Here is a 24545-nt window from a genome sequence, read left to right on the forward strand (position 1 = left end):
CACCCGTCCGCCGCTAAGCTTCCGAGAAGCAAGCTTCTCTTCTGCTCCGCTCGACTTGCATGTATTAGGCACGCCGCCAGCGTTCGTCCTGAGCCAGGATCAAACTCTCCATAAAAGTTGAAGTCCGTAAACTTCTATTCATGAATAAGCTTATTAGCTCATTACTTGTTTTCTTGCGAATTGACAGTTTCGCTCATTGTTCAGTTTTCAAGGAACAAATCTTCTTTTCTTTGTTGCCGTTGCTCTCAGCGGCGACTTTTATAATATATCACATTCGCCTATATCAATGCAAGCTTTTTTTAAAATTATTTTTTCTTGCATTTTGCTGTCTTCAAAAGCGACAATCAATAACTTACCATAGTTTCTCGCATTGCGTCAACTGTTTTTTATTCTTTTGTTTGGTTGATAGGAATAGAGTTTATTAGAGTCAGGCAAGAAAGAAACACGGCAGCGGCCTACCGTGCTTCTGCAATATTTTTTGATGGTTCGCAGCGATACCTTAGCTCCAATACTTCAGCGGACTCTTCTTGCATCATCGCTACTTCATGCACATATCCTCTCTGAACCAGCTTTTGCACCAGCAGCGACAGGTCCACATGCAAATCCGCAAGCAATGGATGCTCCTGCAATTCAATAATTGCCCAAGGCTCCTCTCGGCTGGCCAATATTGAAAACAGCAGTTGGCAGCACGACTTCATCTTATTCATTACTGAGAACTCGCAGGCAAGCAGTACAAGACGCACACGCTGTTCAAGCGTCTCAGGGCTTACAGTCAGTTCCTCATATAATTTATAGATGCCCGGGTTAAAACGACGCATTTGCCGCCAAACTGTCAATTCCGGGTGCTGCCCTTCCTCGATGAGCGCGATATGGGCCCAATGATGAAGCGCGGTCAATGTGCCGCTGTACGCATCCAGCAAATTCCCTTCCTGAAGATCCTGCTTCGCCTGCAGGTAAGTTCGGATAAAACTTCCGAATTCAATCAGTTGTTTTCGTCCTCTCAACTCCTCGGGGAACGACAATAACTTTTTGCGCAGTTGAATTAAGTAATCGTCCCGATCCACCAAGACTTCCCCCCGGACTAGCCACTGTACTGCACTTCGGTTCTCGCCGCTCTTTATCCAATGCTCCAGCGTTATTGGAGTCACCCGGCGAATCTGGATATGCTTGTCGCCGAATCGCACATGCTCGATAGCCGGGACATGTCCAGCATCATGTACGATGACGAGCAAGAGCAGGTCAAGCCCATCAATGAGCGGACTAAACCGATATGGATTTTCTATCGCCGTCAAACCGATAACATTCTGATTTTGATTGAACATTTTTTGAAAATGCCTCTTAGTATGTTCCACGTCGATCCCCCATATAGCTTCATTGTACAGTTTGAGCTATAATGATTTAACAGTTTAATTTCTTGTTCGACAACGGTTATCCGGTTTCCTGCTCCATAGAATCAAATTCATAGGCCATTGAGAAGCAAGCCTTGCATATCCAGTTGTTTTACGGGCCCGACTCTCTATGAAGGAAATCGTCAACCGCTGTCAGAAAGGAACCGTCGATGTTTTTCAAATCCAGCAAAATTAATGAATTCCGGCTGTGGGGACTTCTGCTCACTCTGCTCGGAATGGGGCTAATGGTTTTAGGAACCGCGGGCATCGTATTCTGGGGACAAGCTGGCAAAATTTTTGCCGGCATCTTTATGGTCATCGGTATGATCGCCATGCTCGGCAGTGTCGCTGTCTATTTTTGGGCCGGAATGCTTTCCACCAGCGCAACCATGCTGGTATGCCCGGAATGCAACCGCCAAACCAAGATGTTGGGAAAGACTGACCGCTGTATGTATTGCAAAACGATGCTGACGCTGGATCCTGCACAGGCTACTCAACAGCCGCCGTCAAAGCCAGTACAAGACGTGTAGGAAGCCGCGAACAAAAAGGGAAGACCGCCGAAGATGATTAATGATCCAGGCGGTCTTCCCTTTTTTATGGACGTTTATTTAATGCTTCATGAATGATGCCCCAAATATGATCAACTTGGAATGTCCGCTGCCATGTACCTACGCCAGCCAATCCATATTTTCTTACTAGCGCCGCACGTGCCTGTACGGACACTTTGTCTTCAAGCCAAATCCGCTTTAAAGCGCCATCCTCTTTATATTCCACATAATTTTGGCCAGCAGCCTCATCCCATACCTGCTTCAGCTTGCGCTCCTTCAAAATTTGTTCAATCGTCTCCATGCCCACCGCTTTTGAGCTGACTTTAATGGCACCCGCTTCATCCTTCTGTTCCGTCCAGATTCTTGTATAAAGCGGCATTCCCAGCACCATTTTTGCCGGCGGCACCTTGTCCTCTTCTAATATTTTCAGGATTGCTTGCTCCACCCATGGCAAGGACGCTACCGAACCCGCCTTCGGGCTGGACGCCCAGTGCTCGTCATACGCCATCAGCATCATATAATCTACAATTTGGCCCAAAGCGGCGCGATCCAAAAACTTGGACCACATTTCGCTATTCGATTTAGGTGTGACATCAATAGATACGACAAGGTTTTGCTCATGAAGAAGCGGCGTCATTTCCCGCATAAATTGAATCAAATTCTCTTTGTCGGACGTGACCACATTTTCAAAATCAATATTAATGCCTTGCAAATTGTACATCTTGGCAAAAGATATGAGCTGCTGAATCATATAAAAGCGTTTGTCGGCATCGGCAAGCGCACTGGTCGTGCGTTTCGGCTCAAATCCATTATTGAATACGGCCCATACTTGCATCCCCTTCTTATGCGCCCATTCAACATAGGCTTTATCCGCTTTGCTTTTCAGCTTGCCAGTGTCATCAAGCAGCTCGAACCAGGTCGGGGAAACTACATTGACACCGGTCAATGCGCCTATTTTTGCCGGATCGGGGTTCTTTTGATAGACGGCTTCCCATGTCATATTGATTTTGCTTCCGGCTACTTTCCAAGCGACGAAAGGCTCCTCTTTTGCCGGATAAGGGATTTGTTCCACTTCAGTCAGCTTCAGATCGCTTTTTGCCGCATAACCGACATGTCCGCTAGCGCTCTGTGTAACATACCATCCGTCCCGCTCTCCCCAAATGCGAACTTCGCTATTAGCGGCCAGCCGTTCGGCAATGGGTGCGCGAATAGTCGCATCATGGCGAATGACCTTCTTGTCATCCTTCGGAACCGCTGACTGTACAGCCTCCCCTGCCCGAGTTACGGTAACAATCCGCGTCTCATCATGCAATTCCACCTTCAGGCCGTACAACTCCTCCAAGGGAGCAACCGGTATATAGACTCTGTCCCCCTGCACTTCCGCCGCCACTCTTAGCTCATAGGGCTTACTATTAATCGTCGCTGTCAAATAGTTCGTTTTTAAACGGAGCACCTTATCGGTATTGGTCAAAATAATCGAACCGCTGCGCTTTTCATAACGGATATAATCTTTTAACCCAAGCTTTTCCTGCAAAACGGACAACGGCAGCTTAACAAGCCCATTTTCTGTAATCGCTCCGTCCTTCATAACTTCACCATGAATGATAATCGGATACTCCATTCCATACTGCGGCTTCTCTAGCGTCTGATTCGGCACATATTTTTGCCAGCCGAACCATCCTGCAGCAATTACTACCGCCAACCCGTAAAGTAGGACAAACCCTCTGCCTCCGCCGCTCTTTCGCCGGCTTCGCTGCCGCTTCCCCATTGTTGCCATATATATAAGTTCTCCTCCTGATTCGTATATCGCTAAGAAGAAACGGCTGACGCCGTTCATGGCGCAAGGCAAGTTCTTCCTCTTAGCAGCGTAAGCTTAAAGTTTCAAAAAAAACGTGCAGAAAGTCGGGATCCCCCTTCCTCCTGCACGCTACTTACGAATGCAATTTAGAGCACTCTGCACAACGCCCGTAAATTTCCATTCGATGCCCTTCCACCTGAAAACCTGTCTCACGTGACGCCGCGTGCTCCACTTCAGTCAATGGCGGGTAGTCAAAGTCTACAATTTTACCGCAATACTTGCATATGGCATGATAATGTTCCGACAAGTCGGCATCAAATCTACTCGAATCGTCCCCATATGTCAATTCGCGCACGAGCCCTGCATCAACAAATAGACGTAAATTGTTATAGATTGTCGCTACACTCATGCTCGGAAAAGAAGGTGAAAGCGCCTTGTAAATCTCATCGGCAGTCGGATGACTCAGCGACCCCATCAAAAAACTCAAGATAGCATGACGCTGCGGAGTCATACGGACGCCTGTACTTTTCAATTGTTCAAGTGCTTGTTCAACGGTAGCGTCCATGCTCTTCACGCCTTTCTGCTTCATTAGGACTATTTTACGTGTTCGCTTTTCATTTTGTCAATGAAAGCGGTATTTCTGCATGCGGATTGTAACGATTTACCGTTATGCTGCTATTGGCATTTACATTAATCCGGAATTCGCCGCCGCCGATTTCCCCAGTGATGGTCTTCTTGCTTGCATCAAGCGGCAAATCAGTCGCAATGGTGCCGAATGTAACCGAGCCGTTGACGGAATAGCTGCCATTGTCAGGAATCATCAGCCTGATCTCGCCAATAGAGCTGTCGATGTTCCAATTGCCGCCTACGGTAGAGCTGGCAATCGCAATATCGCCGTTCAATGTATCTGCCTTCACCGAGGATAGCGCTTCTTTAATGTCAATTTGTCCATTTTTCGTCGCGACCTCGACTTTACCTTCAATATAAGCCACATTCATGCTGCCGCTCAAAGTCGATCCTTCCAGATTGCCCGTAATCCGCGCTGCCGACACATTGCCGTTGTATGTTTCCAGATGAGCATTTCCGGCAATGTCTGCAGCCTCTATGCTGCCATTCTTCGTCTCTGCCGTTACATTGCCCTCCAGATCGTGGATGGCAATTTCTCCATTTGCCATTTTAACCTTAAGGCCGCCCGGCAGGTATAGTCCGGCAACCTTTACTGTACCGTTGCTTACGGAAATCGCCAGCTCAGTCGATAATACTGCAGCTTCCTCCGGTTTTTCCGTTTCCGGATTTGCTTCGCTATCTGCAGACGGCGCTCCCTCTGCCATGTCTCCTGGCTGTTGTCCCTCAGTCCCGTCAGTCTGCTCGGCCTCGCTTACTGATGTTGACGAAACCGGCTCATCAAAAGTTTCACCTGCTTGCTGTGCAGGTGCAGGCCGTACAACAAATTGCGATTGGGCCGGAATAGTGATCACCATATTCATTCGCGGCTTCCGGCTATTGCTCACGCCATAAGTCGCGCCTTTAGCCTCGATCACGAGAGTATCGCCCTCGCTTGCGGCGATTTCCGAATTAGCCTTCACTTCCTGCGCTTCCTTCTCATCGGAGGAATCCACCCACATCACCGTACGGATTTCAATGCGTTCTACATCGCCCGGCTTGATCTGAACCTCGCCATTCGGATTGTTCACCTCAATAGCCGTAAGCTCGGCCGGCAGTGGAACCCGCTTCATTTCCAGCTCATACTTAAATCCCTTCTCTTCACTGAATCCGACCATTCCAGCCAAATTATCCTTCCACTGGTCAAGCCAGCGAAAAGGCATAGCAGCATATTGTGTAACCCCAAAAGCCGCAACCGCTATGACAACCGCCAGAAAGCTTCCGGCCAGGTCAAAGGACAGACGCTTGCTGCTGGAGCGGTAAATGAGACCATAGACCACCACTTCAAGTCCAAGCAGGACAAATGCAGCCGGCCACCACTGACCAAGCAGCTCTATATCATTTCTGTGCTGAATTTGATCCGATAAAAGCAAGCCCCCAACCGTCAAAATAACAGCCGCTGCAGTAAGACGCCCCATTTTGAACATCGTCTTCCCCCTATAAATGACAAGCAATGCTGCGATAACAGCAAGGCTGATTCCTGGAGCATAGATACCTGCTTGGCTAAGCCAATAGGTTCGTACTGATACTTTATGCACCAAAATAAGCAATAATAATCCCATTATAGCAAGGATGAACCCTTGCAGCATCAGCCCTTTGCCTGTCTGCACTGGAATTTCAGGCTCCTGCTCCTCTTTAGCCCTCATTTTGGCAGTCAATTGCAGCATGTCGAATACACTGTAAAACCAGAAAACGGGGATAGCCAGTCCAAGGTACACAATAAGAAGTGTATAATTCCCGTTCCCCTCGCTCGCATATCTTACCATTGCCGCCAGGTCGATCAGCGTCCCTGTCAGAATGAGCAGGCCTTTCAATGGCGAGCCTAGAAGCAAATGACCGCCGCCGGGGATAAGGAAGGAACATAACTGTGCAACGCGCCAATACTGCCGTTTCTTCCTCTTCTGCTGCTGCATCCCCGCTCCCCCCTGTCGCACTTACCTAGCATTTGCTGTTATTGTATCATATTTTAAAAAAACAGCGCGCCCGTCCATCATAGACCGGGCACGCTGCCGCAAACTTATTGTTTTAAATTTTCGATCAGCAGCTTGTTGACTAGCGCCGGATTCGCTTTCCCCTTCGTTTCCTTCATCACTTGTCCGACAAGGAAGCCGATCGCTTTTTCTTTACCTGCTTTAAAATCTTCCACAGACTGCGGATTTTTCGCTACAATCTGCTCTACTACCGCAGCAATTGCACCTTCGTCGCTAATTTGTACAAGTCCCTGCTCTTCAACAATCTGCTGCGGGAGCTTGCCGCTCTCCAGCATCGCTTTGAAGACGGTCTTGGCGATCTTGCTGCTGATTGTGCCTTTTTCCATCAGTCCGATCATTTCGCCAAGCCCTTGGCCGGTAATTTTTACATCTCCCAGCTCCAGCCCGTTGGCATTCAAATAACCGAGCAGGTCGCCCATAATCCAGTTGGCAACCGCTTTGGCATCCTTCGTATAGTTCAAGCTTTCCTCGAAGAAATCCGCCAGCTTGATCGAAGAGGTAATGACATCGGCATCGTAGGAAGGCAGGCCGTAATCGCTCGTGTACCGGGCTTTCCGGGCATCCGGCAGCTCAGGGATCGAAGCGAGGACACGCGCTTTCCATTCCTCGTCGATCTCGATGCGCACCAGATCCGGGTCCGGGAAGTAGCGATAATCGTGCGCCTCTTCCTTGCTGCGCATGGAGAAGGTTTTTCCTTGCGTCTCATCCCAGCGGCGCGTTTCCTGCACAACCTGGCCGCCGCTATCGAGCACGTCTGACTGGCGCATAAATTCATACTCCAGGCCGCGGTGCACGCCGCGGAAGGAGTTCATATTTTTCAGCTCAGCGCGCGTACCGAACTTTTCTTGCCCGAAAGGCCGTATGCTGACATTCGCGTCGCAGCGCATCGAGCCTTCTTCCATTTTCACATCCGACACGTCGCAATAAAGCATGATCGAACGCAGCTTCTCCAAGTAAGCTTTTGCCTCATCCGCTGAACGTATGTCCGGCTCGGAAACAATTTCCACGAGCGGCGTGCCGACACGGTTAAAATCGACCAAGGAGGCAAAGCCGCCATCGACGTGCGTCAGCTTGCCCGCATCCTCCTCAAGATGAAGCCGCGTAATTCCGATCCGCTTCATCTCACCGTTCACTTCAATATCAATCCAGCCATTTTCTCCGATCGGCTGGTCGTATTGCGAGATTTGGTACGCTTTTGGTGAATCCGGATAAAAATAATTTTTGCGGTCAAACTTACTGACGTCGGCGATTTGACAATTCAGCGCCATGGCCGCTTTCATGGCATACTCTACAGCCTGCCGGTTAAGCACCGGCAGCACGCCGGGATGCCCCAGGCAGACGGGACATGTGTGTGTATTCGGCGGAGCGCCAAAGGAAGTTGAGCAGCCGCAGAAGATTTTACTCTCCGTATGAAGCTCAACATGCACTTCCAGACCGACTACCATTTCATATTTATTCGGTTCATACATCGCTTATTTACCCTCCGCTTCCTTAACGCATCCAGGTTCAGTTTACAACTGCGGACGCTGTTTATGATGCTCTGTTTGCTGTTCGAATGCATGTGCGGCGCGCAGCACCGTCGATTCATCGAACGCCTTGCCGATAATTTGCAGCCCGATCGGCATACCGTCTGCGAAACCGCACGGTACGCTGATAGCAGGCACACCAGCCAGGTTCACCGGAATTGTACAAATATCGTTGAGATACATCGTCAGCGGGTCACCGATCTGCTCGCCAATACGGAATGCGGTCGTCGGTACTGTCGGGCCAACGATCAGATCGAAGCTTTCAAATACGTTGTCGAAATCCTGTTTAATAAGTGTCCGCACTTTTTGCGCTTTTAAGTAATAGGCGTCATAATAGCCCGAGCTGAGTGCATAAGTGCCGAGCATAATCCGCCGTTTCACTTCTTCGCCGAAGCCCTGGCTGCGCGACTTCCGGTACAGATCGATCAGATTATCCGGGTTGTCGGCACGCACGCCGTAGCGTACACCGTCAAAGCGCGCCAAATTGGAGGACGCCTCCGAGGAAGCGAGCAGATAATAGGTTGCCACCGCGTATTCCGTATGCGGAAGCGAAACTTCCTCCCATACAGCTCCCATATCCTCATACACCTTCAAAGCAGCCATTACCGCTTCTTTGACTGCCGGATCGATGCCTTGTCCCAAATACTCCTTCGGCACACCGATGCGCAAACCTTTGACATCTCCTGTCAGAGCACTGACATAGTCAGCAATCGGCACATTGGCAGAGGTCGAGTCCTTTTCGTCGTAACCGGCAATAGCCTGCAGTACGTACGCGGCGTCCTCTACATTTTTAGTCAATGGACCGATCTGGTCCAGCGATGAAGCGAAGGCAACGAGCCCATAGCGGGATACAAGCCCGTATGTCGGCTTCATGCCGACAATGCCGCAGTAGGAGGCCGGCTGACGGATTGAACCGCCTGTATCGGAGCCAAGCGAGAAATAGACTTGCCCTGCCGCTACTGCCGCCGCAGAGCCGCCGCTGGACCCGCCGGGAACAAAATCGGTATTCCACGGATTGCGGGTCGGATAGAAGCTCGAATTTTCATTGGAGCCGCCCATCGCGAATTCATCCATATTAAGTTTCCCGATCGTCACCGCTTGCGCAGCGCGCAGTTTACGCACCGTCGTGGCGTCATAAATCGGATTGTGGTTGCTCAGAAACTGGCTCGCGCAAGTAGTGAGCAGCCCCTCCGTTACAATATTGTCTTTAATTCCTGCAGGCAGGCCAAACAGAAGGCCTCGCTCCCCGCCTTCCTGAAGCTGCTTGTCCAGTTCAGCAGCAGCGCTGCGGGCGCCCTCTTCATTTAATGTCAGAAAAGCCCGGATTGATTCGTCTGTCTCAGTAATCCGCTTGTACGACGCATCGACCAGCTCGGTAACGGATACTTCCTTGCCCGTCAATTTATTGTGTAGCTCCTGCAAGCGTAAATCAAATGGTGCCAACAGTCGTTCCTCCCTTCAACTTTCAGCTATTATTCCAATACTGCAGGCACTTTGAATTGACCGTCTTCCTCGTCCGGCGCATTCTTCAGTGCTGTCTCTTGTGTCACCGACTCGTGAACACGATCTTCCCGCATCACATTCATAACCGGCAGCACATGGCTCGTCGGTTCCACATTATCTGTATCCAGCTCTCCCAGCTTCTCCGCATATTTTAAAATAGCATTCAGCTGTTCAGTGAACTGCTCCTTCTCTTGTTCCGACAATTCCAGCCGTGCCAGATTAGCAACATGTTCAACATCTTTCACTGTAATACTCATGGGCGCATAACCCTCCCTCTTTTCGATGATGCTCACATTCTTCATATTATAGCGTAATCGGCGGGGCTAACTCAATGATATACTGGACTTTGGACTAGGTTAATTCCATTCCTTGGACCGTTGGCTGAGCTTCCCATCTTGAATACACTGGAGAAAACAACCCGAATTTAAAATCAACTCAATTGAGGTTTCAGGAGGAGCTCATAGATGTTAAGAAAAAAACGACGTCATTTTATTCCAATGCTGGCATTGACCACTACTCTGCTAATTGCCGGCTGCAGCACAAAATCCGAGGCAAACAGCACCCCATCCAATGACAGCAATATCCAGACACTCTACAAGGGTCAGGAATTGTCCATCGACAAAGCATTTTCCAAAGTGAAAATTGCCACCGACTTGTTTGCTGTACGTGTAGAACCGTCTACCGATTCATCTGCTCACATCAATCTGGATACAGCATCGGACAATCTGCAGGAGCATTTCGATATTAACGTTCAGTCCGCAGGTGACGAACTAAACGTCTCCATCAAGGGCAAGAAGAAGCTCAGCCTTAATCTGGTGGAAACGTACAAAACCCATAAATCCGAGGTGGTTGTCAAGCTGCCGGAGCATGACTACCAGCTGCTTGATCTTCAGAGCAATGTCGGCAAAATCAGCTACAGCAACGTTGATGGCCAGCAATTGAATATTTCGACAGATGCGGGAGAAGTTGAGGTGGATAACGCCGCTGTAAAGCAAGCGAAAATTGAAAATTCAGTCGGCCTTGTCAGCCTGAGCGGCGTAACCGGAGCCATTGAAGTCAAGAATAATACAGGGGCAGTCAACGTTAAAAATGAGACCATTCAGGACGATCTCACCATTAGTAACGATGTCGGTGCCGTAACTGTGGAGACGCTGAAAGAGCCGGAAAAGTTCAAGCTGGATCTTTCCACAGATGTCGGCAATATCGAGACCAATTGGCAGGCGGATTTCAATTCCAAATCCCGGAGGACTGTCGAAGGCGTCAAGAGCACTGATGGTCCGCTCATAAAAGTACAAACCGCCGTTGGCATTATTAAGGTCAATACAGCAGATTAAAGGTTGAAACAAAAACGAGCCGGCGGCGATTGCTGCTGGCTCGTTTTCCATATCATAACGAGTACGGCGACGCGTTATGAGGGTTAGCTATATCCATGCTTTCAAATTGACTTGGCGAATAAATTCTTCGCGGCTCTGGACTTCCTTGCCGCTGTCGCCCTCTTCATTCTCAGCTTCTTCTCCATTCATAATCCGCCGGAACAAAGCTTCGTTATGGGTTGCCAGCGCATAATCGATGAGAAGCTCCCGTTCGATCCGGTCAGCTTCCAGCTGAAACAACACCTCTTCCAATTCAATATCGCTCGCCGGCACATAATAATTACGCCCTGTCTTTGGAATGCGCAGCACATAATCGAATACATTGTCAGCATTGCGGTCATAGGCAATGATATATCCATATTCTCCGATTGGAAGATTCTGTTCAAACTGATCTGCTATAATGACGACCTTCTGCCCGAGTTTGAGCATATATGTCACTCCTGCCTTCGTTATCCTTGTCACTCTATCATCCTGCTATTCCAATATAATAGCGAAAACCGCTAGATAGAGCAAGCGGCAGCAGATTCTTATCATTAAGATGGCGGCAGATTGGGCAAAATGGCTACGCTGTCGCGAACGACAAGCTGCGCGGCCAGCTTATGTGATCCCGGCGTTTTCTCCTTCTCCCGCAGCCGCTCCAGCAGCTTGCCGACCGCATGCCTTCCCAGGTCTGACGGCGACTTCCGCATCGTCGTCAAATATTTATTGGTGGCAAAACCAAGATTGACGCCAAGCTTCAGATCCATTGTTGAAAACACACCCCTCGCCACAAAAAATATCAAATATATCACTCATACTAATATGTATCACTGATACATTCAAGACAAAAAATAACCTTTCTCCATTTTTTATTTAGAGAAAGGTTTATTTTTTAGGCAGCCGCCTCAAGCGATGGATGGCTGCGCAGCAGCAAGACGCTAAGGCCAAGCAGCAAAATAATACCGCCGACGGAAACGGCGACGACCAGCCACACTCCTTCCGTCTGACCGCTCATCGCCTGCGCCGAGGCGAGCTCTGACAATCTGCCCGGACTCCAGACGAACAGCTTCGGAGCGAGCGACGCTGTCAGGTTCAGTACGACCGCAACCGCTAGCGCGGAGAAGGCAGTCGCCGCTGCACTCCTCAGCCATGCGCTGAACAGCACAGTCACTGTCCCTACAAAGATCAGCCACAGCGCAAAGAGCAGCAGGCTGCCCAGCACCGCCTGCCAGCTTACAGCAGCAAACAAAACATTAGTGTAATACCAGGATGCGCAGTAGCCAGCACTAAAAGATAGAACGGTAAGCGTCATAAGCGCCGCCCATTTGCTCGTAACGAATGATAAATAGGACACCGGCTTGACCAGTACCATCGCTGCCGTGCCGCTTGTGCGCTCCTGCGAAACAGCGCCCATGCAGGCCAAGGCAAGTACAAGCAGCCCCAGCATGCCGAACTGCCCCAATGTTTGCGCCATCACTTCCGGCGCCTGCGGAGTAGGCATTTCAATGACGGTACCGGCAGGCATATTTCCGGCGTTCGCAATAATATCCGGCAAAAAATAAGTCATGACCGGCTGTGAAGCCCCGATCAGCAAAAATACGATCGGTATCCATATCAGCTTATAAGATCGCACCAGCTCCAGCCATTCTTTACGGTACATAACGAACCAAACATTCATGATCCCACCACCTTCAAAAACAAATCCTCCAATGTCGTCTGCCCGATCTCCAGCTTTAACACCTGTATATCCTGCGCTGCAATTTGCCGGATCAGTTCCCTGCGGGTATGCTCGACATCTGACACGATAAGCCGCATTCCTCTTCCGGTTAGCTCCAGCTCCTTAACGTATTCGTACCGCTCATCTTTCCAGCCCTTGATCCAGGCAAGAGAGCGGTCGTCGCCAGCCGTCTCCACGACTAGCACCGGCTGCCGGTTAGCGAGGCGAATATCGGCAATATCTCCGCAGACCGCCACTTTGCCTGAACGCATAATGAGTACATCATCACATAGCGCTTCTGCATCATGCAAAACATGAGTAGAAAACAAAATGGTCGTCTCCTGCTTTAATGTCTGCAACAAGGTCATCACCTCACGGCGCCCGATTGGATCGAGCGCCGACACCGGTTCGTCCAGCACAAGCAGCTTCGGCCGATGGATCAGCGCTTGCGCAAGCCCCAGCCGCTGCTTCATGCCGCCGGAATAACCGCCAATACGGCGTTTGCCTGACGCAGCAATTCCGACACGCTCCAGCAGCTCCTCCGTCCGCTCCTTCACTTCCTTCGGCTTTAAGCCGCAAAGCCTGCCGCTATATTGCAAATATTCCCGGCCAGTCATCCAGCTATAGAAGGCAGGTATTTGCGGCAAATAGCCGATGAGCTGCCGTTGATCCGCCTGCGGCGTTAAGCCTTGAAACTGGATGCTGCCTGCCGTCGGGGCGAGCAATCCGGTAAGCATGCGAAGCGTGGTCGTCTTGCCCGCGCCGTTCGGTCCAAGCAAGGCCATACAGCGGCCTTCTCCGAGCGAAAAATCAATACCGTCCACAACCTTCGCTCCGTTAAAGCTTTTGGTCAATCCCTTTACCGTAATAAGTGTCATGATGATGTCGACCTCCTGCCAATAATAAAGAACAAAATGGAGCCGATCAAGCTGCCGCACACAATAATCAGCAGCCACATCCAGCGCGGTCCATTCGTCTCTTCCGCCCGGATACAGACTACAAGCGCAATAATCATCAGCACCACTTGCAGCAAAACGATTGGAGCGATGATGGATACAAGCTGCGTATTTGATAAATGGTCCATTCGTGCTTATCCCCTTTTCTTTTTTCTGGTGCGGTCAAGCATACTCCATAACAAATAAACAATTGTCGGCATCGGAATATGAATCAGCCCCCATATCCCCCAAAACCACGGAAAGCGGCCATGCTTGCGCGCATCAATAAACAGCCAGGTTGACTGGGCAACTGCTAAAATGACATAGACAACAATAAACAAAATAATCGCCCACAGCGGGTAGTCCTTTAATTTGTCCACTTCCTCCGCACCTCCCTGTGTACGCGCTCACCTACAAGAAACAGCAGGGCAGCAGCAAACACAGTTACCTGAACGATGACAAACAAACGGATATCCTCTTGAACAAGAATGAGCAAACCCGATAGCAACACTCCGCTAACGATCCAGAGCAGTACCAGATCGCGCCACAATTTTCTTCGCATATCGCTGCGGTGCTGCTGCGTCAGCTGTGTCAACGCTTGTATTGAAGGAACATCCGGCTTGATGGCCTCGTCCCATTGCTGCAGCGGCTGCCCAAGCAGCCTTTGAAACAGCTCTTCCTCTTCTTCCAGCCGCTCGTGCTGACGATGGCCCGCTTCGTGCCGGGGGGTGCCGGCTTTTTTCTCGCCATTGCGCTTCATATCCTCAGCTCCTTTCGCAATTGCTTGAGACCATTATGCAGTCTTGATTTCACTGTCCCGACCGGAATATTCATCCACTCTGCTATTTCTTCATAACCGTAACCATAGTAATGTTTGAGCAAAATCGGCACGCGCACCTCATACGGCAGGGAGGCCAGCACATCCAGCGCCTCAGGCCACTCCGCCTGCTGAAGGGATACATCAAAACGAATTGCCTGCAATGCTTGCTCATCATTTTGCCATTTCCGTTCACGGCTTTGTTTGCGCATTTCATCCATATAAAGACGAGTTCCAATAGCGATCAGCCAGGTTGAAAACTTGGAGCGCTGCTGATAGGTAGCAATCCGTTCAATTGCTTTCAGCATCGTCTCTTGGACAAGATCTTCAGCGCGCGTTTTATTCATTGTCACCTTTAGCATATACCGGTATAAAAGGGGATAATTTCGCTGCAGCAGCACAGCCAGCGCTTGCTCATTGCCGCGGATCGCTTGCCTGGCTATTTCTGCTTCATCGCTATCGTTTGGCTGATCAGCTGTAAAATCGGCCATCTTCTGCACGCTCCCCCCCTTCTTGCTCTCTAGTTGTTAATTATGTTCTCGGCAATATGACGCTTAGCCATACCGATTTGTTCATTGCAAATGAGAAAAACTTTCTATCGAAGTCGTTTGAGGACGGGTAAACTTATGCGGAACAAAAACAGACCCGTGCTTATGCTTCATGCAGAGGTCTGTTTTCTTATTTCGGTAAGAATGAAGACGGTAGGGAGTTAGTTAGAATGGTAGTTTGCAGGTTTGCAATCTATGTGTCGATGAGAGGTGGATGCATGGATTGCCTAAGTTTGCAAAAGAATGACTTGGCGCCGCGCAGCAGCATAGACGTTTAACTGGATTTTATGTAGGTAGATTTAACTAAATTAGCCGACTTTGGCAATCTAAATGTAAATCATGCAGCTAGTTCGCACGAAATCGAGCTCATCCCGCTCTATCCCCCATTTCTAACGGCAGTTTTTCCATTTAGATCGGCTATTCAGCAAAAGATAGCAAGAACTAACTGCAAAAATCCATTTAGTCGGGCAAGGACTCCGTGGAGGATGCGATGAGACGAATGCCGTATCGCGCAGCTATATCACGCTTGGGATAACTGCTTGCGGTAAACCTCCGGACTGCAGCCTACTGCAGCCTTGAACAACCGGCTGAAATGCGCCAAATGCAGAAAGCCTACCATCCTGCTTACATCGGACACCGATCGCTCCGGCTCAAGCCTGAACAAAATTTTGGCCTGATTGATCCGGCGGTTGTACAAATATTTGAAAACGGTCGTCCCCGTTACCTCTTTAAATAAATTCGATAAATACGGCTTGGTCAAATGCAGCGCTCCAGCAATCTGATCGAGCGTCAATTCTTCCGTGTAATGCTCCTCCAAATAAGAAACGACGTTTTGCACATGGCGCTCCTTAAGCGAGCTGTGCTCGGAAGCATTGACAGGCGCTGTACACCAGCCGCGAATCAGCTCAAGCAGATCAAAAAAACGGAAAGTAAACCGGTCGCATATCATAGACGCCGAAAACAAATGATCGCGTTGCTGCAGTTCATTCATTTCAGACAGCAGCTTCTCGAATTGCGCCTGCTCGGCCTCGCCTAAAGATAGCCGAATATTGCGCAATTCCTCGAACGGCTTAAGCAGCAGGGAAGCTGTCCCCTTTTGCAGCACTTGATAAAGAAATGCCGGATCAAAATGAATAATCGAGCGGATGTAAGGAACATGCGGCGAGGAATTGGGGCAATGCAGCGTCATGCCATGCATCAATATAAGATCGCCCGGACGCAAAGTCATAAGCTGATCGCCAATTAAATAGGTACACTCTCCCGCTTGAAAATAATAAATTTCATAGAAGGAATGCGAATGAAACTGGGCAATCGGCATTATCGAATCGGCCCGGTATCCAAGGTCGATCGGCTTTTCCCATTCTGCATGATGCGGCACAACATCAACCTCCGGCAAAAACGCCTTCCGCGGCGCATTAAGATCATGCACCGATTGTAACACGGAAGACGTCTGCCGGGACAGGTTTATTATTAGAACACCCGCTGTTTGCTCCGGGCGCTGCTTGCCCATTTTACCCATTAATGCGGACTGCTTTATTTTGCGCCATAATACATAGCTCTCCTGCCTTAAAAGCATGCTCCTGCGTCATCGCCAGCTCTGTCCGGTTCAAGCAATCCAGAATCAGCTCGCCGAAAAACGGATAGCCTACCTGACCGCCGACAGCATAATGCTGCTCCCCTTCATGGTTAACCAAATAAACATGGTCTCCCTTCGGATCGCGCGCCAAATCGATATATTTGCGCAGCTCGATAAAGCCGTCTGTCCCCAAAATAATGGTGCGTCCGTCTCCCCAGGTTCCCAGTCCGTCCGGTGTCAGCCAGTCAACGCGAAAATAATTGGTCGCGCCGTTGTCGCCGAGCAGCGTAGCATCCCCGAAATCCTCCAGCTCAGGGGTGTCCGGATTGTTATAATTAGCAACTTTGCTGTGCATAACCTGCGCGTCCTTACAGCCGGCAAAGAATAAAAACTGTTCAATCTGGTGGCTGCCGATATCGCATAAAATGCCGCCATACTGCGCTTTGCGGAAAAACCAGTCCGGGCGGGAAGGTTTGCTTAAACGGTGCGGCCCTGTGCCAATCACCTGCACGACCCGGCCAATCGTCCCCTCCTGAATAAGCTTCCCGGCGTATACTGCGCTCTCTACATGGAGCCGTTCACTATAATAAACCATATATTTGCGGCCTGTTTCCGCCGCTTTTGTCCGTGCGGCAGCTACCTGCTCCAAAGTAGTGAACGGCGTTTTATCTGTAAAATAATCTTTGCCATGTTCCATCACCCGCAAGCCGAGCGCACAGCGCTCCGATGGAATTGCCGCCGCCGCTACCAGCTTTACTTCCTCGTCCTCCAAAATAACTTCGGGAGTAGCCGCTGCCTGCACCTGCGGATAAGTTTTTACAAAATTGGCCACTTTAGCCCGATCGGGATCGTAGACCCACTTCAAAGTTCCGCCCGCTTCAATCAAACCATTGCATTGTCCGTAAATATGGCCGTGATCGAGCGCCATTGCCGCGAATACAAATTCACCTGGCGCACAGACCGGCTTTGGTTTATTGGCCGATACCGGCGCGTAATTCATACCGTCTGACCGGTTAAAATCATTTGCCATGCCTTACCGCTCCCTTTCCCATTAAAAAGTTCCCGTCAAATCTGCAGGGCTTGCCGTTAACGAAGACTCCTTTTTATTCACTGTCGATGCTGCGATCCGTTTGTTCAGCTCTGCTTCGTGGAGCTCTTCATCCAGCGGCAGATCCACCCAGCCATCCAGCCATGTGGACAGATGCATCGCATTCGAAATAGCCAGCCCGTGAATGCCCTCCTCCCCCGGAGCGACAAGCGGCGTATCCTGCAAAATCGCTTCGGCAAAGTTTTGCATAATGCCGATATGCTCCGTGCTTACACCTTGCACTGGCACTTCAACTTTCCAGCATTCCGGCGAGCCGAAAGGCACTGTATTCCGCGCATTAAATTCCGATTCCAGCTCGCGCAGCCGCCAGAAGGTCAGCTTGCCCTCTTCAATGACAACTTTGCCGCGGTCACCGACAACTTCAAAGCGATTCGTCCCCGGCGCTTCGCCGGTAGTGGTAATAAATACACCGGTAGCACCATTCGCATATTCCGCATAGGCTGTAACATTGTCTTCCACCTCGATGTTGCGGTGCTTGCCGAATTGGCAAAATGCGCGAATCCGGGAAGGCATCATGCCAATCGTCCATTGCCATAGATCGAGATTATGGGGACATTGGTTGATCAGCACGCCGCCGCCTTCTCCTGCCCATGTCGCCCGCCATGATCCCGAGTCATAATAAGCCTGCGGCCGATACCAGTTCGTAATGATCCAGTTTGTTCTTCTAATTTCCCCAAGCTCGCCGGAGACGACAAGATCGCGCAGCTTCTGGTACAACGGGTTCATCCGCTGATTGTACATAATGCCGAATTTTTGCCCGCTGGCCACCGCCGCTTCGTTCATCTCCCTTACCTGCTTCACATACACGCCTGCCGGCTTTTCAATTAGCACATGGATGCCTTTGGCAAAAGCCCTCATCGCCTCGGCCGGATGATCATAATGCGGAGTTGCGATAATGACCGCGTCTACTAACCCGGAATTTAGCAGCGACTCAGAATCTTCAAAGACAGCAACCCCGTTTAGCCGCTCGCGCGCCCAGTCGCGCTTCGCTGCAAATCCGTCACATACCGCCGTCAATTCCGCATGCTGTACCTTCCCTTCAAGCAACTTGACAGCGTGACTTGCCCCCATATTGCCTACACCAATCACTCCATAACGCACTTTGCTCATGATTACTCCTCCATCCAGGCGCGCATTTGCGCCGCATAATTCCGCAGCATCGTTTCTGTATCATAGGTATTGCTGAAGTCTTCGGCCCCTAACCAGCCGTCATAGCCCACTGCCCGCAAATCTGCCAGCACCTGCTTCCACGGCACAATCCCGCTTGCAACCGGGCGCCAGCTTCCAGCAAACTCGATAGGGTCGAGTGGATCAGGCTCAATTCCTCCGTGTACAGCCGCTTCTGTATTCACATGTCCTTCCTTGGCCGTCCAGACTGCATTTTTCACATGAACATGCGCCAAATAAGGTCCTAGCAGCTCCATGCCCATCCGATAATTTTCAAAGCCTTCATGTACCATGTTGCCCGGATCGAACAACACGCCAACGTGATCCGGATTGTAGGCATGGACAAGGCGGTAAGCTAACGAAGCGCTCGGCGCGATCGTAAAATGATGCGTCTCAATCAAGGCTTTGACGCCGTATTGATGAGCAAGCGGAGCTACTTGCTGCAAGTAAGCATCAGCCTCCGCCAGCAAATCATTCATATGACGGGTGCGATTATAGCCTGGAACGCCTACGCGCACCATCGTCGCGCCAAACTTATTGGCCAACGCAAAGGCTTGCTCCGTATGATCCATATCTCCGCAAGCAATATACGGCGTAAGCGCAATCGCTTTGCGGCCGTATTTTTCGGCAGCATTTTTGAAGACGGCAATCTCTTCTTCTGTAGCTGCTGGATTAATTGTGCTCAAATTGTTTCCCCAAAAAGATGGTTGTTCCGCGCGCTGCTCAGGCGCCGTTTCTTTACAACGCCATTCTATGCCTTCAATTCCCGCCGATTGAGCAATCTCGCATAGGCGATCAGGCGTTACATCAGGGGTAGCTACAGTAAATACCGATAATTTAACCATCGTTAATATTCACTCCCTCTTATTTTTGATTGACTGTCATTTTCATCCGAAAACGTTACCATCGTTATGATCACATAAACCGAACCGCCATCATGATCTATAAAACCATTGATATTCACTGAATTTTCTGCATGCACGATCATTGTAACACAGCTGAATTTCAATGAGTCCTTCGTTAAACAGAAACATAACTTCAATCAAATGTAGCCTGAAACTGATAGCTGACAATCAACTCTTGCCATTCAGTCGGCGAGAAGAAGATCATCATTGTGCCGCCAGCGGCATGCCAACTTGGATAAGCGGCTGCATGCTGAGAAGAAACGGCTGACGCCCTCCTTGCGCGAGGCAAGTTTCTTCCCCAGAAATTTTATAGAAATTATCGGGTGAAATTTACAAATTCTATAAAATCAAAAAAAAGCCGTCATCCTTACGGATTGGCGGCTTTCTGCACTCTCTATTTCTATCTCCGATGCTTGACGAAATATCATCAACGTATTTGTTCCCGTAACTGATCGATTTTATCCACTGGAAACCCTGTAGCAACCGCAATGTCCGAAACATCCAGCCCCATCTCGATCAATCGTTTGGCAACTTCTTCTTTGCCTTCAAGTTTGCCTTCAAGCCTGCCTTCACGCTTGCATTCGCGTATGATCTTATTGAGTGTTTTCTCCAATCCCATCTCGGAGACTCCTCCTTTCACATTATGAAAAAGATCTTGCATATGCGGCTCGTTTTCCGGCAATTGCCGCCTGAGCATGTTGGATATCCAGGTTAAAAATTTCTGCTGGCTGTCTTCCGGCAATTGTTTGATCGTGTCCATCAACTTTTCTACTCGTTCCATCAACTGCTCTCGATCCTTCGTCTGATCTAGTAGAAAGACGGCGCCGATCGTGTTGGACAATGCCAGCAGCTCTTCTTCTGTATACCGGACAACATCAATTAATAGATATTCAAAATTGATTAATTCCGTCCCAAACATTTTTTCATTGCTCAACAACTTTCTGAACTGGCGGCTGGCCGTCCACCGCCGCTTGCCATTATACAATACAATCGGCACAATCGGCGGAAGACGAAAGCTCTTTCTGTTCGTCCGCGCCTTCAAATCATCCTTCAGCAAGTATCGCCAAATTTCCGCTTGATACAGCAACAGCCGGTATGGCATTCGAAAATCCACTCTTGATTGCATTTCCAATAATAAATAAAACACAACTTCTTTGCCGTTTATTTTTACCCGATATACCAAGTCTGCTTCCTGACGCTTGAAATCTTGAAGCACAAACGTATGCGGTATTTCTTCCACACTTGTTTCATCTATGCGATCCACCCAACCTTTGTGAACAAAGGACCGGAGCAATTCTACAAAAAGTTTTTTGCTGGAAAGCAGAAAGCGATATGAAGTATCATGACGCTGGTGAATGGTCTCTTGCTTATGAGAGTCCACTGTACATGCTCCCTTCCCTGCTTATTTAATTATAACTGGAATAACAACTTGAAACAATGAAATGAGGTTTGTTTAAAGGTTGTTTGAAAACATATTATGTGGCAAACAAAAAGCTTTACAGCACCGGTCCCCCGGCAATTCTGTAAAGCTTCCATCGAATAAATGCTATGGAACAATTATTAATCCCTCCGGCGACTTCGTCAGCTGTCTCGCCCCCTGGTTCGTAATCAAATAGCTATTTTCGATGCCGACCACACCTTCGCCTGGAAAAGTAAATTTTGGTTCGACGGCAAGCACCATGCCAGGCTCCAATACATCATGGAATCCCCCGGCAAGCACCGGCCATTCATCGACTTCCAACCCGATTCCGTGACCTAAAAACTTCACCCGGTTTGCGCCATAACCCATAAAATGATCCGCCAATCCAGCTTGCTCTGCCTGCCCAAGCGCCGAGGCGTACAAGGCATCGCATGCCGTGCCGGGCCTCATTTGCCGCTCCGTCTCCCTAATAATCGATAAAGAATGCTCATATGCTGCCGCCAGCTTTGGAGTGAGCTCCCCGATGACGGCCGTCCGGGTCTGATCGATAACGTAGCCGTCGATACAGCAGCCGATATCAATTAATATCGGCTCATTGCGCCCGATTTCGCGGCGGCTTACACTTTGCGGCGCTGCAGGCCCAAGTCCGCGCCCACCCGCGGGGCCGTCAAATGCGCTCGGCTCGGCTGCCGCGGCACCCGCACCGACCATGCCTGTCATAATTTCCATATTGTAGCCTCGCGTTCGCATGATGCCGATATGTCCGCGCAGCCGGATCCCATACTCGATCTTCGCCATAAAAGCTAATTCACTCATACCTACGTGCAGCTCGGCCACAGCTTCCTCCAGCGATTCGGCCACGGCCGCTGCCGCTGCTTCAATACGTTCTATTTCATAAGCAGACTTGATCATTCTAAGCCGGCGCAATAGCGCAGATCCGTCTCCGAGCGTAACAGCGGTCTTCCCTCCGCCAGTAAGAATTTCCGCCAGCTTCATATAAGTAATTGCGGGCAAAACGTCCATTTCAGTGACCAGCTTAATTTCGGCTCCATTATTATTTCCTGCAGGAAACAACTTCGGATAGTCCTGCTCCAGCAGCTTTCCCAGCTCCCGCAGCGACTGCAGCGGCTGAACGCGAACTGCCGACTCTGCTTGCACCCTTTCGACGCTGCGCCTTACATAAAAGACCGCTTCACCTGCAGCAGGAATAAAGGCATAGCCCGCCTGCATGGAGCCAGTCAAATAGTACAAGCCGACATGCTGCGTTACCAAAAAACCAGCTATTCCCTGCGCGCTCATCGATTGCTGCAAGCAATTAATTCTAGCCAAAAACTGTTCCTCGCCTATCATCCAATCACCGCTTTCCACTGTTCTCCTTTTATTAGAACAAAGCGGAAGCTGCCCGTCAACTTGCTGTCAGCTCCGAGGCGCCTTTTATTTCCCACTCAATCGGCTCAATCATCGTGAACACACGCGGATAAGTCAGCTTGATGATCATGATCACGCCGGGCCTTTGCAAGGTGACCTCATAATTGTACGCAGCATTACGGTATGTATAGGGAAACGGCCGGTCATCATTAATCACTTCAAACACTGCAATTTTCACATCACTGTTCCAATAAGTGCCCGGCAGCGGCCGGCCGGCTGCATCCAGCTGCAAATTCCATTGCAAATAGCGGGCAGCCTCGGCTGCTGCCCCAATCTCATCTATCCGCACTCTTCCTTCGGCCAACGCTTCCTTCTCCAGCTGCTGTGCCGCAGCATGTGCCGCCCGATTGACAGCATGCTTGCCTTGGTACAAAGCAGCCATGGCCATCTCCTCGTCGATCTGCAAGGTGTGCAGCATCAGCCATACGGTCAACATCAATATAAATAGCAACAGCTTGTACATTGCACTCGCGCCTTCCTAAGGGACAAACTCACTCATTTTTATACCTTTTGCCCGCAGCCCCGTCCCTGCTTCTTCAGGCGGAGCAACACCGATAAGCCGGTCAATATTGAGCAGCCCCTCCAACGGATAGCCGATCGTCAAGGCAATTCCTACGCCGCGCGGAAGGGGACGGCTTGCATCAGTAGCATCTGCGCCATTGGTCGCCAGCACTGCATAAGTCAATTTGTCCGGCAGCAGTCCATAACTGGCCAATCTTGCCCTAGACCCGGCGATCATCGCCCCGTCGATGTAACCATGGTCGCCATTAGCGGCCACTTCCAGCATGTAGTCGACCTCCTGCTGCAAAACAGCTTGTCTGACGATCAATACATGTTTATAGATCGGAGAGAACATAAACCAGCACATCATCGATGACAGCAGCAAAAACATAAGCAAGCCCTTCATGGGCTCATCCCCCGGATCGAATCGCTCATCCGTTTGGCAGATCGCACCGTCGCTTGCTCTGTCCCTTGGGGTCCGCCGGTTACATTCATATAAATGACCAGGACGACGACCAGCAGCAGCATCGTCATTAAAATCGTTCTCATTGTACAATCACCGCCTGTTTACGGCGTTACACTCATTGTGCCGATTTTTGTATTTGCCAAATTTCCTTGTGTCTCAATTTGCGCTTTTGTCCCCGTAGAATCTTTTGAAATAATGCTATTAAACAGTAAAACGACGACGACGAGCATCATAACTGTCACCAAAATATTGCGCATCCTTTCACCCCCTTTCGCAGCGCACTCTTATTTCTAATGCAAGGATTCAAACAGCTTCTGTCCTTCCCGCACCCAAGGGTAAATAAAAATCTGAAAGGTGTACAAAATCGGAATTCCGGCAAGCACAAACAAAATATACGATGTCGACTCTTGCCTGCTTTCTTTCGCTAATTCCAGCTTTTCTTTGTAATCCTTGATGCGTTCACGGAGCAAATCGTAGTATTGCTCACTATCATGAAGCCGCAAAGCGTTGATTGTTTCAGCAAAGCTTAGCCCTTCTTCCGTCCCGATCTTCAGCTTGAAACGGCGCAGGGCCTCCTCGGCATCGTGATACCACTCCCCCAGCAGCATCTGCAAATCCGCTCTCATCGCCTTTGTAAACGGTAAGCAGCGAAGCAGCTTCGCGTGAATATGCAGAGAAGATCCGGCCAAATAAAGCAGCTGATTGCTCACAATGTAAATCTCCTTCGTCATCCTTTCCGCCCTCGCTTTGCGATAAGCATTCAAGATGATTTGATCCCATAACAGCGCAATGAGTAAGACCACCAGCAGCAGCAATACCGGTACAAGCGGAAAGCCGCTTGCAGCACAGGCTGCAGCATATGCTCCGCTTGCTGCGATCGGAATCAATAACATGGCCGCTCTGCGCAGTACAACATACCACGCTGCATCCCATGTCATTCCGCAGCCGGCCAGCAGCCGTTCGCGCTTTTGAAAAGCAGCCGATTCCCGGCGCACGAAGGCGAACCTCAGCCAGCGTTCGGGGCACTGCCGCCCTCGCCACCTTGCTGCGAGCAAATGGGCGAACCGCGGCCGGCGCTCCATCAAGGCACGCAGCAAAAAAAGAATAACAATAAAGCCGATAATGTACTGGCTGAACAGTGCTGCCCACATTAAGAGCTGTGCCACTGATGCGCTCATTAATCTGTTC

The 24545-nt window shown here is 49.9% G+C and carries 28 protein-coding genes and 1 rRNA gene; 2 read left to right on the plus strand and 27 right to left on the minus strand.

Features of this window, described 5'->3' with window-relative positions:
• Together ACFQ0N_RS28870 and ACFQ0N_RS28875 are read right to left on the minus strand one after the other, a co-directional pair.
• Positions 1-115: ribosomal RNA gene (locus ACFQ0N_RS28870) — 16S ribosomal RNA — on the minus strand; the annotation flags it as partial.
• Between the two features lie 340 nt (positions 116-455).
• Entirely contained in the window at positions 456-1352 is an 897-nt protein-coding gene (locus ACFQ0N_RS28875; RefSeq protein ID WP_379332971.1) for a nucleotidyltransferase-like protein, read from the minus strand.
• Between the two features lie 206 nt (positions 1353-1558).
• Here ACFQ0N_RS28875 and ACFQ0N_RS28880 point away from each other — a divergent pair, with 206 nt between their 5' ends.
• A complete protein-coding gene (locus tag ACFQ0N_RS28880) occupies positions 1559-1918 on the plus strand; it encodes a DUF2614 family zinc ribbon-containing protein (protein ID WP_379332973.1) in 360 nt (119 codons plus the stop codon).
• A 64-nt stretch (positions 1919-1982) separates the two neighbouring features.
• Here the strand turns inward: ACFQ0N_RS28880 and ACFQ0N_RS28885 are convergent, their stop codons facing one another.
• From ACFQ0N_RS28885 to gatC, 6 genes are all read right to left on the minus strand, one after another.
• Positions 1983-3713: a glycosyl hydrolase family 18 protein gene (locus ACFQ0N_RS28885; RefSeq protein ID WP_379332975.1), complete on the minus strand. Its 1731-nt coding sequence runs from the start codon at positions 3711-3713 to the stop codon at positions 1983-1985.
• A 154-nt stretch (positions 3714-3867) separates the two neighbouring features.
• Positions 3868-4299 (minus strand): peroxide-responsive transcriptional repressor PerR, encoded by a 432-nt coding sequence (perR, locus tag ACFQ0N_RS28890; protein ID WP_379332977.1) that lies wholly within the window; start codon positions 4297-4299, stop codon positions 3868-3870.
• A gap of 49 nt (positions 4300-4348) precedes the next feature.
• Positions 4349-6310: a DUF4097 family beta strand repeat-containing protein gene (locus tag ACFQ0N_RS28895; RefSeq protein WP_379332979.1), complete on the minus strand. Its 1962-nt coding sequence runs from the start codon at positions 6308-6310 to the stop codon at positions 4349-4351.
• A gap of 104 nt (positions 6311-6414) precedes the next feature.
• Positions 6415-7857, minus strand: coding sequence for an Asp-tRNA(Asn)/Glu-tRNA(Gln) amidotransferase subunit GatB (gene gatB / locus ACFQ0N_RS28900; protein ID WP_379332981.1), 1443 nt, complete (start codon positions 7855-7857; stop codon positions 6415-6417).
• 42 nt (positions 7858-7899) lie between these two features.
• On the minus strand, positions 7900-9357 hold the full coding sequence (gatA, locus tag ACFQ0N_RS28905) for an Asp-tRNA(Asn)/Glu-tRNA(Gln) amidotransferase subunit GatA (protein ID WP_379332983.1): 1458 nt from the start codon (positions 9355-9357) through the stop codon (positions 7900-7902).
• A gap of 29 nt (positions 9358-9386) precedes the next feature.
• Positions 9387-9674 carry an Asp-tRNA(Asn)/Glu-tRNA(Gln) amidotransferase subunit GatC gene (gatC, locus tag ACFQ0N_RS28910; RefSeq protein ID WP_379332985.1) on the minus strand — a complete coding sequence of 96 codons (288 nt, stop codon included), beginning with the start codon at positions 9672-9674 and terminating at the stop codon, positions 9387-9389.
• A gap of 207 nt (positions 9675-9881) precedes the next feature.
• On the opposite strand from gatC, the gene ACFQ0N_RS28915 reads away from it, so the two are divergent.
• On the plus strand, positions 9882-10751 hold the full coding sequence (locus tag ACFQ0N_RS28915) for a DUF4097 family beta strand repeat-containing protein (RefSeq protein ID WP_379332987.1): 870 nt from the start codon (positions 9882-9884) through the stop codon (positions 10749-10751).
• 87 nt (positions 10752-10838) lie between these two features.
• Here the strand turns inward: ACFQ0N_RS28915 and ACFQ0N_RS28920 are convergent, their stop codons facing one another.
• The 19 genes from ACFQ0N_RS28920 to ACFQ0N_RS29010 all read right to left on the minus strand — a co-directional run bounded on the left by ACFQ0N_RS28920 (position 10839) and on the right by ACFQ0N_RS29010 (position 24535).
• Positions 10839-11219 carry an ATPase gene (locus ACFQ0N_RS28920; RefSeq protein ID WP_379332989.1) on the minus strand — a complete coding sequence of 127 codons (381 nt, stop codon included), beginning with the start codon at positions 11217-11219 and terminating at the stop codon, positions 10839-10841.
• A 104-nt stretch (positions 11220-11323) separates the two neighbouring features.
• Positions 11324-11536, minus strand: coding sequence for a hypothetical protein (locus ACFQ0N_RS28925; protein ID WP_379332991.1), 213 nt, complete (start codon positions 11534-11536; stop codon positions 11324-11326).
• A gap of 125 nt (positions 11537-11661) precedes the next feature.
• Entirely contained in the window at positions 11662-12447 is a 786-nt protein-coding gene (locus tag ACFQ0N_RS28930; RefSeq protein WP_379332992.1) for an ABC transporter permease, read from the minus strand.
• Complete coding sequence (locus ACFQ0N_RS28935) at positions 12444-13364, minus strand: ABC transporter ATP-binding protein (protein WP_379332994.1); 921 nt, start codon at positions 13362-13364, stop codon at positions 12444-12446. Before ACFQ0N_RS28935 ends, ACFQ0N_RS28930 begins: the two co-directional genes overlap by 4 nt.
• Positions 13361-13570, minus strand: a complete 210-nt coding sequence (locus tag ACFQ0N_RS28940; protein ID WP_379332996.1) for a PLD nuclease N-terminal domain-containing protein — start codon at positions 13568-13570, stop codon at positions 13361-13363. Before ACFQ0N_RS28940 ends, ACFQ0N_RS28935 begins: the two co-directional genes overlap by 4 nt.
• Positions 13571-13576: 6 nt before the next feature.
• Positions 13577-13801, minus strand: a complete 225-nt coding sequence (locus ACFQ0N_RS28945; protein ID WP_379332998.1) for a transcriptional regulator — start codon at positions 13799-13801, stop codon at positions 13577-13579.
• The gene (locus ACFQ0N_RS28950) at positions 13789-14181 is read right to left on the minus strand and encodes a YxlC family protein (RefSeq protein ID WP_379333000.1); all 393 of its coding nucleotides are present in this window, start codon (positions 14179-14181) and stop codon (positions 13789-13791) included. The genes ACFQ0N_RS28945 and ACFQ0N_RS28950 overlap by 13 nt, the downstream gene beginning before the upstream one ends.
• Positions 14178-14729: an RNA polymerase sigma factor SigY gene (gene sigY / locus ACFQ0N_RS28955; protein WP_379333002.1), complete on the minus strand. Its 552-nt coding sequence runs from the start codon at positions 14727-14729 to the stop codon at positions 14178-14180. Before sigY ends, ACFQ0N_RS28950 begins: the two co-directional genes overlap by 4 nt.
• A gap of 577 nt (positions 14730-15306) precedes the next feature.
• Positions 15307-16305 (minus strand): helix-turn-helix transcriptional regulator, encoded by a 999-nt coding sequence (locus tag ACFQ0N_RS28960; RefSeq protein WP_379333004.1) that lies wholly within the window; start codon positions 16303-16305, stop codon positions 15307-15309.
• Positions 16298-17392 (minus strand): Gfo/Idh/MocA family protein, encoded by a 1095-nt coding sequence (locus tag ACFQ0N_RS28965; protein WP_379333006.1) that lies wholly within the window; start codon positions 17390-17392, stop codon positions 16298-16300. Before ACFQ0N_RS28965 ends, ACFQ0N_RS28960 begins: the two co-directional genes overlap by 8 nt.
• Before the next feature lie 21 nt (positions 17393-17413).
• The gene (locus tag ACFQ0N_RS28970; RefSeq protein ID WP_379333008.1) at positions 17414-18580 is read right to left on the minus strand and encodes a Gfo/Idh/MocA family protein; all 1167 of its coding nucleotides are present in this window, start codon (positions 18578-18580) and stop codon (positions 17414-17416) included.
• 2 nt (positions 18581-18582) lie between these two features.
• Positions 18583-19482 carry a sugar phosphate isomerase/epimerase family protein gene (locus tag ACFQ0N_RS28975; RefSeq protein WP_379333010.1) on the minus strand — a complete coding sequence of 300 codons (900 nt, stop codon included), beginning with the start codon at positions 19480-19482 and terminating at the stop codon, positions 18583-18585.
• Positions 19483-19969: 487 nt separating this feature from the next.
• Positions 19970-20923 (minus strand): Rpn family recombination-promoting nuclease/putative transposase, encoded by a 954-nt coding sequence (locus ACFQ0N_RS28980; RefSeq protein ID WP_379333012.1) that lies wholly within the window; start codon positions 20921-20923, stop codon positions 19970-19972.
• Positions 20924-21088: 165 nt separating this feature from the next.
• On the minus strand, positions 21089-22312 hold the full coding sequence (locus tag ACFQ0N_RS28985) for a M24 family metallopeptidase (RefSeq protein ID WP_379333237.1): 1224 nt from the start codon (positions 22310-22312) through the stop codon (positions 21089-21091).
• Between the two features lie 55 nt (positions 22313-22367).
• The gene (locus tag ACFQ0N_RS28990) at positions 22368-22853 is read right to left on the minus strand and encodes a hypothetical protein (RefSeq protein ID WP_379333014.1); all 486 of its coding nucleotides are present in this window, start codon (positions 22851-22853) and stop codon (positions 22368-22370) included.
• A gap of 15 nt (positions 22854-22868) precedes the next feature.
• A complete protein-coding gene (locus ACFQ0N_RS28995; protein WP_379333016.1) occupies positions 22869-23297 on the minus strand; it encodes a hypothetical protein in 429 nt (142 codons plus the stop codon).
• Positions 23294-23440, minus strand: coding sequence for a hypothetical protein (locus tag ACFQ0N_RS29000; RefSeq protein ID WP_379333018.1), 147 nt, complete (start codon positions 23438-23440; stop codon positions 23294-23296). The genes ACFQ0N_RS28995 and ACFQ0N_RS29000 overlap by 4 nt, the downstream gene beginning before the upstream one ends.
• A gap of 18 nt (positions 23441-23458) precedes the next feature.
• Complete coding sequence (locus tag ACFQ0N_RS29005) at positions 23459-23614, minus strand: hypothetical protein (protein ID WP_379333020.1); 156 nt, start codon at positions 23612-23614, stop codon at positions 23459-23461.
• A 33-nt stretch (positions 23615-23647) separates the two neighbouring features.
• Positions 23648-24535: a hypothetical protein gene (locus ACFQ0N_RS29010; RefSeq protein WP_379333022.1), complete on the minus strand. Its 888-nt coding sequence runs from the start codon at positions 24533-24535 to the stop codon at positions 23648-23650.
• Between the last annotated feature and the right edge of the window lie 10 nt (positions 24536-24545).

It is taken from the genome of Paenibacillus sp. GCM10027626, from assembly GCF_042676285.1.
Taxonomy (GTDB): domain Bacteria; phylum Bacillota; class Bacilli; order Paenibacillales; family Paenibacillaceae; genus Paenibacillus_Z.